This is a genomic window from Pseudoalteromonas sp. S2755 (assembly GCF_005886535.1).
Classification (GTDB): domain Bacteria; phylum Pseudomonadota; class Gammaproteobacteria; order Enterobacterales; family Alteromonadaceae; genus Pseudoalteromonas.
The window spans coordinates 1-12,624 of the sequence record NZ_PNDS01000163.1 but is presented as its reverse complement, the minus strand read 5'-3'; the positions used below and the strand labels follow the sequence as shown (position 1 = coordinate 12,624).

The 12,624-nt window shown below is 40.6% G+C and carries 10 protein-coding genes; all 10 read right to left on the bottom strand.

Features of this window, described 5'->3' with window-relative positions; translation table 11 throughout:
- Positions 1-100: 100 nt before the first annotated feature.
- Entirely contained in the window at positions 101-2,392 is a 2,292-nt protein-coding gene (locus CWC03_RS21550; RefSeq protein ID WP_138583607.1) for a sensor domain-containing diguanylate cyclase, read from the bottom strand.
- A 2-nt stretch (positions 2,393-2,394) separates the two neighbouring features.
- Entirely contained in the window at positions 2,395-3,372 is a 978-nt protein-coding gene (locus CWC03_RS21545; RefSeq protein ID WP_138583606.1) for a response regulator, read from the bottom strand.
- Complete coding sequence (locus CWC03_RS21540) at positions 3,344-4,483, bottom strand: response regulator (RefSeq protein WP_138583605.1); 1,140 nt, start codon at positions 4,481-4,483, stop codon at positions 3,344-3,346. The genes CWC03_RS21545 and CWC03_RS21540 overlap by 29 nt, the downstream gene beginning before the upstream one ends.
- The gene (locus CWC03_RS21535; RefSeq protein ID WP_138583604.1) at positions 4,473-6,371 is read right to left on the bottom strand and encodes an EAL domain-containing response regulator; all 1,899 of its coding nucleotides are present in this window, start codon (positions 6,369-6,371) and stop codon (positions 4,473-4,475) included. The genes CWC03_RS21540 and CWC03_RS21535 overlap by 11 nt, the downstream gene beginning before the upstream one ends.
- 2 nt (positions 6,372-6,373) lie before the next feature.
- Complete coding sequence (locus tag CWC03_RS23815; RefSeq protein WP_249314099.1) at positions 6,374-6,598, bottom strand: hypothetical protein; 225 nt, start codon at positions 6,596-6,598, stop codon at positions 6,374-6,376.
- A gap of 346 nt (positions 6,599-6,944) precedes the next feature.
- A complete protein-coding gene (locus CWC03_RS21525; protein WP_138583603.1) occupies positions 6,945-8,273 on the bottom strand; it encodes a Na+/H+ antiporter family protein in 1,329 nt (442 codons plus the stop codon).
- A gap of 1 nt (position 8,274) precedes the next feature.
- Positions 8,275-10,218, bottom strand: a complete 1,944-nt coding sequence (locus CWC03_RS21520) for a transglutaminase TgpA family protein (RefSeq protein ID WP_138583602.1) — start codon at positions 10,216-10,218, stop codon at positions 8,275-8,277.
- Positions 10,208-11,137, bottom strand: a complete 930-nt coding sequence (locus CWC03_RS21515; protein ID WP_249314098.1) for a DUF58 domain-containing protein — start codon at positions 11,135-11,137, stop codon at positions 10,208-10,210. The genes CWC03_RS21520 and CWC03_RS21515 overlap by 11 nt, the downstream gene beginning before the upstream one ends.
- 15 nt (positions 11,138-11,152) lie before the next feature.
- Positions 11,153-12,058, bottom strand: a complete 906-nt coding sequence (locus CWC03_RS21510; protein WP_138583600.1) for an AAA family ATPase — start codon at positions 12,056-12,058, stop codon at positions 11,153-11,155.
- Positions 12,055-12,438 (bottom strand): response regulator, encoded by a 384-nt coding sequence (locus CWC03_RS21505; protein ID WP_128728117.1) that lies wholly within the window; start codon positions 12,436-12,438, stop codon positions 12,055-12,057. Before CWC03_RS21505 ends, CWC03_RS21510 begins: the two co-directional genes overlap by 4 nt.
- Positions 12,439-12,624 lie beyond the last annotated feature (186 nt).

The following is a 12,624-nucleotide window of genomic DNA, read 5'->3' as shown; positions in this document are numbered from 1 at the left end:
CAAATCTTCCTTCTCGTACTTAACTCACTAAGGAAAAATAAGTCACTTTTGGTGGTTGGTGATTACCTGCCAGTTCAACGCGGTGGAGTTAATATATTGATTATTTAAACCAAACCACTTTGTTTTTACCTGTGTGCTTAGCTTCATACAAAGCTTTATCTGCATCATTTAAATGCCCTGTAATAGACATTTTTTCTATATTGGGAAGTACCGCTTTTACACCAATACTGACCGTGAGATGTATTTTCTCTTCTTCTGATAGTGTAATTTCCAAGTTGGATATTGATTCTCTGATTGTCTCAATTAGTGCGCTAGATGATCCGTGTGTGGCATCAAGTAACACAAATGCAAACTCCTCACCTCCCATTCTCGCGGTAAAATCATCACTGCGTAGCGAGTCCTTTATCGTGTGAGCAATCAGCTTAATGGCTTTGTCACCAGCATCGTGACCGTAGGTATCATTGATAGACTTAAAGTTATCGATATCTACCATACCAATTAAATAGGGGAAGGAAATCTCACCAACTTCGGCGGCTTTTTCCATAAAGGCACGTCGGTTGGGTAGGCCTGATAAGGTGTCGGTCATCGCAAGCTCAAGCAGCTTGTTTTCTGCGTCTTGGCGTTCTTTATCGAGTTTAACCGCATAGTATAAACCCGCTAGAGAGTCGACTAGTGGTTGTAAGAATTGTGCATCTTGTTCGGTATAGTCAAAAAATTTATTCGCAAGTCCAATCATACCGATTAACTCGCCATTGAGTTTTATCGGCAGCCCTAAAAACTTAGAGATCCTAGGGTGTCCTTTTGGCGTCCCCCTCGATGCGGGGTGTTTACCTCGTTCATTACTAATCACAGTCTCTCCCGTCAGGATAACAGAACCAAATAAATTATTAAAATCAGTAAAATAGAGGTCGTTATTATAATATCGCTGAACCAGTTGAGAACTTAAATCATTCCACTGCATCTCCGAAATTGCATGGATAAAAAGCCTAGGTACACCAGCGGAATGTTCAAGTTCGCCGATCAGCGCAAATTGACTATCCGCAATGTCAATGAGCTCTTCTAGAATTTCACGGCATGATTTAGACAGATCACCTGTCTTTAGATAGGCTGACTGCGCCTTACTGATAAACGATAACAACTGCTTTTGCTTGCGCTCTTGTAGCTGAGCTTCCATCCGGTAAGTAATATCACGGTGAGTACCAGCAAGGCGCAGCGCTCTGCCGCCTTTATCACGTTCAACTACTTTGCCATAGGTTTCTATCCATACCCAGTGTCCATCAGCATGTTTCATTCGATAAGAAGTGGTGTAGGCATCAGTTAGCCCCTGCAGGTGCTTAGCTAGGTTTGTTTCTACATGGCTACGGTCGGCTGGGTGAATAAGTTGACGGAAGTAATTGACGCTGGTTTCGACATATTCAAATTCGATCCCAAGCATATCGCACCACTTTTTATTTACTTTGTTGATATCTGCTGGAATATTCCAATCCCATGTACCAAGCTCTGAAGCTTCTAATAACAAGCGCATCTGCCGGTTTGTCTCATTGAGTTTGTCTTCAGTGTACTTTTGCGCTGTATTTTCGGTAATAAAAGCCTGAATGCTTGTCATTCTGCCGTCGTGGTTGAAGTGCGCTACCGTGATCATACGGATCCAGATTTGTTTCGAATCCAATGCCATCTCTAGCAAAATTTCAGACGCTTCTAAGCCATCCAAGTGGTTTTGTAAGTTAAAATGAAATTTCTCAACACTTGGCTCAGTGAGAAAGTCTTCAAAATGCAATTCCCCAGCGCATAAGTGCAAGGCGTCAATACCAATGACGCGTTCAATGTTAGAGGAAACTGTACGAATGTGAAGCCCATTATTATACCTCCATTTTATTAATACAATTGGTGAACAGCGGATTAGATCTTGATCCTCAAGGTATAGCGAGTAATTCTTTTGTAGCTCTAAAATAGTGGTGATCAGACCGCTGATTGTCTCGAGTAAATGAATATCTCGAGCGGCATAATTTTTTGGTTTGGTATCGATTAGACACACGCCACCGATTGGCTTACCATCAAGCCGAAAAGGCACACCCAAATATGATCGAATGTGAGGTTCGCCAGTAACAAGAGGGTTGTTAGCGTAGTTTTCATCTAAGGTAGTGTCTGGAATCAGTAACGATTTGTTATCTTTGATTAAGCGCTTACAAAAAGCATCTTGTTCTGGTGTTTTATCAGCAAGGATCCCATGTTTGGCGATTAGATGCTGCCATTGACCTTCAATGATAGTCACCAAAGTAATTGGCACATCAAAATAGTCTGATAGAGAAGTGAGCAGGGTGTTGAGATCAGTGAGCGGAAAGCTTGATTCGACCAAATCCTGTGTTAATTCGACTTTAGCAAAAGTATCCACACTTACTCTCCATGATTAAAAAATGCAGCAAGTTGATTGGTATTACTTTGTATCTCGTGAGGTAGTAAGGTATCGAGTAACTTTTCTAGCTGGATTTCTAGCTCTATTTGTTTCCTTGGCAGTAAGGATTGCTCGATGTTATCCAGTACAAACAGATAGTGATGAGTAGGTGACGGTAATATCTTATAGTTTCTGAAAACCTCTTGAGCCGCAGCTGCCAATTTCGTTGTAGTGAGTTTGCAGTTTGGCAACGCGTAGTAAGTGAGAACGGGGTTTATTGAGTAACATAATAGCAGTTCGGTGATAACTTCATAGACGTTAATTTCGTCTGTTACTTCGACTTTTTCTATGGTGATCAGATAGAACTCTTCGTCTTTTGGATTACTACGGATCTCACATCTTAAAACACCAAGAGGAGTGTGGTAGATACCATTACCACTAAAGCATGCCGAGAACTCTGCAAGTATCTGAGATTCAATGTCTTTGCTGAGATTATGTTCGACAACTTGGCCTTCACTATTGATTAACAACCGTGGGCAATCACGCTTTTTTAGTTGTTCCTGTAAAACTGTTTTAAAATAATTATTATTGTATACGTCTATTGCTGAATTAACTTCTTCGAGTAATTTGTCATTCTCCCATGGTTTACATAAAAACTTATGCGCGACCTTGCTATTTATCATATCAATTAGCATATCGGAGTCGGTATAACCGCTAAGAATTAGGCCAATTACACCGGGGGTAATTTTTTTGGCTCTCTTTAGAAAATCTCCGCCATTCATGAGCGGCATTCTAAAATCAGAGATAATAACCTGAACAGGGTGCGTGTCTATGTATTCAAGAGCTTCAAAAGGGTTATCAAAACTGACAACCTCTACCGAAGGCAGCCGTATGACTCGTTTTAATGCTTTAAGTATTGACGTTTCATCGTCTAATATCAGTACTTTGTAACTAACTAAAGTATTTGCTTTTGAGTTCATAGAAAAGCTCCAACCAATCTTGGCTCTTTTGATCAAAAAAGGTGTTGATCACCATCTGATTGACTTCATTATTGGTGATAGTGTCTATAAGCAACAATAACTTAGTGGCACTGCAGTCTGAGCTACCCGTTTCTAGGGCTTTAATGAGCGCAAACAATTGATCTGTAATGGCTGACTCATAGCCAATTAATGTGGTTGTGTAGAGGGCGATATATAATTTTTCGGTATAATAACTCTGCGGGGAATGACGTTGGCTTTCGCTTATAAGCTGAGCTATCTCCGAGCCGAGCTCGCCAAGAAATAATAAGGATTGAAGAAAAACAACGCGCTCAGAGTCAATTGATGCGTCATGTAGCTTATGTACCAACTCCTTAAGTAACTTGACCTTCCTAAAGTTAATATCGCTTAACAGCTCACAGTTTGCGATATCATATCTGGCTGCGACCATATTGTGATAACACACAGAAACAATAATTGCAGAGACTAAATCCACGCCGAGTGTCTTAATTGCGGTAGACAGGGAGTATTGCTTTGTCGACAACCCCACATAAGCACTGTTACATAAGTGGAATAATTTAGCTTGAATGAGCACTTCTTGTTCAAGCATCGCTTCAAGCTTGGGAAAATCTAAATCAATGTCTTCAATTTTACTTAGCAAGATAGGCAATTCGTTTTCAATGAAAGTTTCATTTAGCGCACGCTTTATTGCTCCATTTAATGGCAACTCATTGAGTCGATAAAAAGCGGTGATAACCTCATCAAATTCTTCCCTTCGAAATGGCTTAGCCACGATAAAAGTCGCTGAAATTGAAGACTTACACAGCACCTTACCTGTAGTATCGCCCGTTAACAACACGGTGATGACTTGCGGATAACTGCGTCTCACGATATTGATTAGTTCAACCCCGTTAATTGAAGGCATTAGGTAGTCGCTAACTAAGATGTCGATGTTCGTTAATGTATCAAGGGATCCAATGAATTGTTTAGGGGATGAGAAAGTTAATATTTCAGCATCTTCCATGCTGATTTTGAAGTGGCGGTGGAGCGACTTCAACATTAGCTCATCATCATCAACGAGTACAATCTGGGGCACTTGGTTTTTAATAGACATAGTGAGTAAGCTCCTCAAGCAAAACAGGCTTTCCGATTAGATACCCCTGTACTTCGTCACATTGTAATTGCTCTAAAATTTCAAGCTGTTCGACCGTTTCTATCCCTTCAGCAACAACCTTCAATCCAAGGTCGTGAACTAATCGAATGACATTTTGGACAAGATCACGAGCCGATTTAGAACTGTCGATATTTTCTATCAGACTTTTGTCAATCTTAATAACATCTACCGGCAATTTTGAAATATAACCCAATGAGGAATATCCTCTGCCAAAATCATCAATAGCAATAGAGAATCCGATTTCTTTTAACTGTATTAATTTAGCCTTAGCTTGCTCGAGGTTTTCCAAAACAAAATTCTCGGTGATTTCTAATTCAAATTGCTTTGGTTGAAGTGAATACTTTTTGATAATTGAATACATGGTTTGTACAAAGTCAGGGTCAGAGAGTTGATAAGGTGAAATATTCACTGCAACTTTTTTAATGTTGAGTTCCTCTTTTCGCCATTCAGATAGTGCGACACATGTCTGCTCTAGTACCCAATTTCCTATTTTGACTATTTGTCCGTCCTTTTCTGCCAGCGGAATAAAGTAATCCGGTGAGTTAGCGCCGAACTGGTTGTTCTTCCAGCGGATCAACACTTCGCAGCTATTGATAGAATGTTCCTTTAAACTGAGCTTTGGTTGAAATCGCAGATAAAATTCATCATTATCGATAGCGTTGAATAATGCTTCAGACACTTTATGCTCATTTAGCTTTTCTGAGAGTAACGATTGTGAATAACGCATGTAGAAGTCAGTCCGGGACTCACAGACGAATTGGGTATAGATCACTAGGCGGTCTATTGCTTCAGAGAGTGGTTGCTTGGGCTCAATCATAGTATAAGAGGCGGCAAACTTGATTTGGATACCTTTGCGAATGAAGAACTGCTTAATTGAGTCGATCAACTCATCTAAAAATTTATGAACTTCAATTTCACTCTGTACTGAATCTAACCAAAATATTGCTTGATCAAAGCTGATTTCAAGCATAGAAAAATGAGCCGCTTCACTTAGTAGCACATAATCTATGATTTTCTTTAAAGTATCTGAATATATTGGGGTATTCGAAATAATATTCTTGACCAACAAGTCACGAATTTTAAGGCAGATCATGACAGAATTATCAGTGCGATTAATATGCTCGAGAAAGCTAAGTTTGCTTTGATAGAAATTAGGGGATTGATCCTGTTGGTTGGAAAGGGGTTTGATAATAAGTAAGTAGCTTGATTCTGTTTTTAGCTTAAGCTCAACTTGGCATAACACCCTAGAGTTTGTTAGTGTTGCGATTCTGCGTTCAGCAAAGTCATCAAGGCATTTATCACTTTCAAAATTAAACAATTGAAAAAAATTACCTTTATTTAGTTCGTTTAAGACCAGCTCTGTGTAGGCGTAATTGCAGTCAATGACATTACCAATGGTATTAACTTCGACCAAAGGCGTATTATTGCTGCGCAGTATCTGGGTTTTTAATTCGTTTTTGTGATGATTTGTGAGTGCCGCTTCAATCGTCGTGTAAAGCTCTTCATTATTCCAAGGCTTGGATAAAAACTTAAAGGTATTGTTAGCGTTGATCAGCGATTTCATATCGTCATAATCTGCTAGCCCGCTAAGCACGATGCATTCGATACTGGGATCATGCTTTTTCACTTCTTGGATAAGCTCTTGGCCATTCATATTGGGCATTCTGAGATCAGTAATAAGCACATGAGGTTTGTGCACTTGTATCATATCTAGAGCTTGTCTTGGGTCCTCGGTATATACCACTTCATAATGTAGTAAACGCAAGGTGCGCTGAAGCGACTTTAGGATATCAATTTCATCATCAACCAACATGATAGGTGCATTCATAGCTACCCCTGTATTAGCGAATTAATTTTTTCTAACAGAAAAGCATCATCAATTAGTGTCGAAAGGGCACCGTTGGCATCTGTCGCTTTAGCTTTCTCAAGTTTAAAATTATTTAATGCAGAGATAGCCAAAATCTTAATCGTTTCAAACTCAACTTTTTCGTAGATTAAAGAGAGCACTTCAAAGCAATCGCCAGCTTTTTGTATAAAATAATTTTTGCCTATCACTTATCATATCGCTTTTCTGTACTCGGGTTTTTCATCTATGTAAGCACCTTAACTAGATACCATTCTTTATCAGAGTGTAGACCACTTTCTGCAATTTGATAGTCGCTAATACGGTATAGCAAAAGAAGAGTCTTGTGTTCGCAAAAAGTGATATAAGGTGTTCAAAAGGGAGCGGCTCATCAGCATTGGTGTACATTACAATAACTGGAGGTTTCGCTTAATTGAATTGGTTAAACTCTTATAATTATTGGTCTCATTGAGTAAAACCAATAACAAAAGCAACAACGGAGATACGCTAAAGGTACCAAAGCTGAGGGGCTTGGTACCTTCTGGTGTTATAAGAAGTCTATAGTACCATCGCGGCTATCCAGCCAAAGCATAATAATGGGATGTTGAAGTGAATAAACGTTGGTACTACGGAATCCCAGATGTGATCATGCTGCCCATCGGCATTTAGTCCTGAGGTTGGTCCAAGTGTAGAGTCTGACGCTGGGGAGCCCGCGTCGCCTAGCGCACCTGCGGTACCCACCAAGGCGGCGGTAGCCATAGCAGAAAAGCCAACTTCTAGAGACAAAGGTACAAATAGCGTGGCGATGATTGGCACAGTTGAAAATGAACTGCCAATTCCCATGGTAATAAGTAAACCAACAAGCAAAATCATTGCAGCGGCAAGTGGTTTATTATCGCCAACAAAATCGGCACAACTTGCTACTAAACTTGCCACATCGCCTGTTGCTTTCATGACGGAAGCAAAGCCTTGCGCAGAGATCATGATAAAACCTATCATTGCCATCATCGCCACGCCTTTGCTGAAAACATCGGAGTTTTGTTCCCATTTCACAATACCAAAAAGGCTAAAAATCATCACGCCAACGAGCCCACCCAAGATCATTGAGCCACTGTTATTTTGTGCAATGAGAGAAGCCAAAACCGCAGCACCGCCGACGATCATCACCTTTGTTGCTTCTTGGCCTTCAGGTACTGTGTTTGGCTGTGTACTTTGTTGTTGACTCACCTCATAAACTCGCTTTTTACGATACGTAATGAAAACGGCAACTAACAGGCCAATCAGCATACCAAGCGCTGGGATAATCATAGCGTATGGCACGTCGAACTTAACCAATTCTAGGCCATTATCCACAAGGTTTTTATGCAAAATAGAGTAAAGGTAAATGCCACCGAATCCATATGGCAACACCATATAACTGGTCGCTAAGCCAAACGTTAAAATACACGCAATCGCACGGCGGTCTATCGTCAGCTTGTTCAGTACGACTAATAGCGGCGGAATGAGGATAGGAATAAACGCAATATGGACAGGAACAAGGTTTTGCGACGCAATTGAGCAAGCCAAAATAATGACCATTATAAACATGCTTAAAAACGTTGAGCCTTCACTATCATTGGCATTAACTAATCTAAGAAGCTTTTGCGCGAGGATTTGAGTTAAGCCTGATTTCGAAATAGCAACCGCAAATCCACCTAACATGGCATAGCTCAAAGCTATTTCTGCGCCACCTGATAGCCCATCATTAAAGGCGTTTAAGGTTGTCTTCAAATCTAAACCAGCCACTAATCCAGCAGCTATTGCACTGACAGTCATGGCGACAATTACATTTATTCTACATAGGGTTAACCCCAACATGAGCAAGACGCCCAAAATAACAGCATTCATACTATTTTCTTGCCTTTCTTTTTATTGATTTATACAACCTCTTCAACTCAGCCAGCTCAAATTTGGTGAGTGGTTTTTGTTGATACTGTGACTTTTCAATTAATTGATAAAAACGCCAAAGCGATGCTTCTAACTCAGGTAATAACTTACATAACTCGACAATATGTTGTTTCGCCGTAGTGCCGCTTAGCTGCTTGTTGAAATCGGACACTATAGCATTGTAATAGACAAGTTCGATAGGGCGTTTATGCCGAGTAAGCTGCTTACTGAGGTAAAATAGAGCGATTGAAACCAAAAACAGCACAAACAGTGAAAATATGCCGGCCCAAAACTGACCATTACTACCAAACCACTCTTTAAACAGTGCGCCTTGCTTTTCTTTATCAAAATTAATAACGACACGAGTCCACTGGTAGTCAAGTTCTTCAAGCTGTAATCGTAACCAGTTAATAGACTGCCAATTAGAAAACCCGATTAAGCTGTAGCCTAAACCACTTTTAAACTCGCTCGATAATTGTTCTAACTGAGAAAGACTTCCTGTCATGCGCTCTGGGGCAATCCAGGCGGTTGGGTCTAAGCGTTGCCAGCCAACTCCTGGTGTGAAATACTCAACCCAAGCATGTGCATCATATTGATAAACGCTGTAATAGCCTTGATTGTCATTTTTTTCACCGCCCAAATAACCAGACACCAAGCGTGCAGGGATACCCGCGCTTCGCAGTAGAAATGCCGCAGCAGAGGCATAGTGACCACAAAATCCATTAAACGAATTAAATAGAAAGTCATCAATTCTATCGTCCGATTGGGTTGTAGTTGGTGTTAAGGTATAGACGAAACCATTTTGCAAAAAATAGCGCTGCATTAATTCAATGAATTGGCTCGTTGTTGTCGATTGGCTATCCCAATCGCGCGCCAGTTGCCTTGCCTGTTGATTAATGTCGTCAGGTAATGCGGTGTTACGGTTATAATACCAAGGTCTTAACGAATCTTGTGGCTCAAAATCAGTGAAATCGATTTGATACTCGACAGGTTTTGCCGATAGGTTTTTCAAATAAACCGTACCAAATACGTTACTATTTAACTTAGCGCTTCTCGAATACGAGTATGCTAGGCCGTATAACCAAGGAAGTTGACTAGGCTGAGCAATAATAGTCGCTGTACCAGTCGCTTCATTGGGTAATGCTCTAATATTGGTACCTTGATACTCAGAAACTTTCCATTGTCGTCCGTCAAATTCATCGTGAATAATCGCACGCCAATAGAAAGGTCCAGTTTGTTGAGTGTTTTCAAATGATGCCCTAAATACCAAGTCGCTGGATTGGGATAAGTTTGCGATATTAAAAGGATCTACATTCTCAGATAACCCTGTTTTTGCTTGATTCTGCGGTGCAGGTAACTGCCAAAATGCTGGGAGTTTTGGTAAAAAAACGACTAATAAAGTAGCCACAGGCAGCAGCAATACCAATCCCTTTGCACTTACCTTAAGCGCAGATTTGAACCTTAGGTTTTGCTCGAGATTAAGCATGATAGCTAAATTAACAGCCAACAAAATTAATACCAAAAATGCTGCAAATATACTTTGTGTAAAAAGAAATAAGCACGGGTAAGTAAAGAAATTCAAAATACATATTTGTGTAAATTGGCGGGCTTGCGTCGCATGCACTTGTTTCAGTAGCGATGCAACCAACATCAAAGCCACAAAAACATTCACGCTGTTTTTTAGACCTATTAATGAGGCCGTCGCAATGGCGCCGAGTAAAGTGACCAAGTTAATAAAACGAATGCTTAACACGCTTGGTTTAGTCACCAATCTGGATGCTTGCCACAGCGTTAAAACGGTACATAATCCGACAAAGCCGATACCAAAATCATCGACAAGAATAATGCTCAACAACCATAAGAAGAATGACGTGCTGTAGTACCATTTTGGAAAGCTAGAATTCACTTAACGCCTCCAAACAACATTGTTTATGAGCCTCACCTTGACCGAAGGGGATCCTGTTTTGTTGAAGTAACAGAGCATAACTTGTTTGTTGCTTATCGGCGTCAAGTACCATACTACAGAGCTTGCTCAGGCGCTCTTCCTTGCTACCAGAAAGCTTAGAATAGTCAAAGATAACGCGGTGTAAGTCAGCAGACTCTGGCGCGTTTTGTTTTACTAACATCTGTTCCGTCTTGGCGTAATGCTTCCAAGAAACACGACTTAAACTCATGCCTTTTTGATATTGTGTGAGATGGTCAAACTCAACTGAGCGCTCTTTCTGTTGTATGCCTTGGCTGATATTCGATGCATTGCCGAAGCTAAACTCTGTGTCTATAACGGGCAATGGAGTAGGGTAAACGTAAAAAGTATCGTTTGGTTTTATATACGACCAAGTACGAACAAGACCAAATGGGAAGTAACTGAGAATTTTAATTACCCCCGTATCGTACACGCCACGAGGTAATTCAGGAGCGCTTAGCTCGAGAGCTTTCTCACCACTTACTTTAGAAATGTGGATTGCCGTTTGATTGTATGCACTTGAAAGTCTGAGTGATTGGATCTCTGCGCTAGATGAAATACTGAGTCTAATAGATGAACTATATGGGCTAAAATTAGCATTACTTCCCAGATATCGAACATTTGTATTGTTCAGGTTGAAAAAACCTAAAAATAGGGCGGCTATCATCATCACAGCCATAATGTAGGACACTGCAAGGATCAGATTATTCTGATAGTTGATCCCCAATACGAAATTAAGCAAAGCCACAGCGATAAAGAAACCGCCATCCTTAGATGGCAGTATGTAGATATTATTATGAGATAACCGTATTTCTGAACGTTGATGTCGTTTATAAATATGCTGCTGAACTTTCCGTTTCAAGCGGTTAATCATGCTTTAATGTACCGGTACGTTTTGAAAGACCTGCGTCTGAACTTCTGCTTCATTAGTTGTGGTGACGCCAAGTCGATGGGCACAGACTGAAGTGAAAACGGCTTGAACATCATCGGGGATCACGAAATCTCGACCACTAATAAACGCATATGCACGACTTGCGGCTGCAAGCGCGATACTAGCTCTTGGCGATAAAGGGTCGCTAAATTGACCCGAGCTGCGTGTGTAGTTAACTAAGCGAAGGATATAATCAATAATGGCGTCACTTAGCACAATATTGGGCACAACTTGCTGATACGCCGAAAGTGTTTTGCCATCGATCACTTGCGGTGCTTGAGTCAGTTTTCTCGCTTTTCCAGCTAATTTAATTAACTGTGCTTCTGCTATTTCCGAAGGGTATCCCAAGCTTATACGCATAAAAAAACGGTCTAGCTGCGATTCTGGCAATGGATGCGTGCCAGATTGATGCTGAGGATTTTGCGTTGCAATCACAAAAAATGGGCTAGGGAGTTCATGGCTCACGCCATCAATGGTTACTTGGTGTTCTTCCATGGATTCCAATAAGGCGCTTTGCGTCTTTGGACTTGCGCGGTTGATTTCATCGGCCAGTAAAACTTGGCTGAAAATAGGACCTGGATGGAATTCGAATGACTGATTTTCACGGTTGAAAATGGAAGTACCTGTGATATCAGCTGGGAGCAGATCGCTAGTAAATTGCACGCGACGATATGTCAGACCTAACACATCAGCAAGAGAATGAGATAGCGTCGTCTTACCCATACCTGGCAAATCTTCAATAAGGAGATGGCCGCGACACAAAAGGCTACAGATCGCGAGCTTTATTTGTTCAGGCTTTTCTAAAATAACAGTAGAGAGCGCATCGGTAAGTTTCTTTATTTCTTCATTCATGTAACCAGCTCTAAACGCTTCATGACTGAATCCACTTTGTGTGCATTGAAAGGTTTAGCGATAAAGCCCTTAGCACCAAGCTCCCAAGTATTTTGAACATTCTCCATACTATTATGGCCAGAGCACATGATGACATGAGACACTGGAAAGTTTTCGTTAATGTAGGATAGGATCTCGGTACCATCTGTATCGGGAAGCTCAATATCTAAAAAGACAACACTGGGCTGCTTATGCTTTAGTAGCGGCTTTGCAGAATCAAAGTCTTCACAACCATAAACTTCTTCAAACCCTAAGTTCTCCAAAATCTGTGTCAGAAAATCTCTGATCTCAACAGCGTCATCAATTATCAAGATTGGTTCTAGCGGTCTTACAAATTCCATATGTCGATACTTCAAATTACAAATTCAACCACATACTATAAAAAGCGAAACCATAGCTCAATAGAAAATACAGTAAACTTTTCTTTTATGTCCGATACCGTCTAGTATTGGACATAATGCAGGTATTTACTTGGTTTTCCTTATACTGTTCAAGATAACCTATAATTTACGTTATGTTAAATGGCT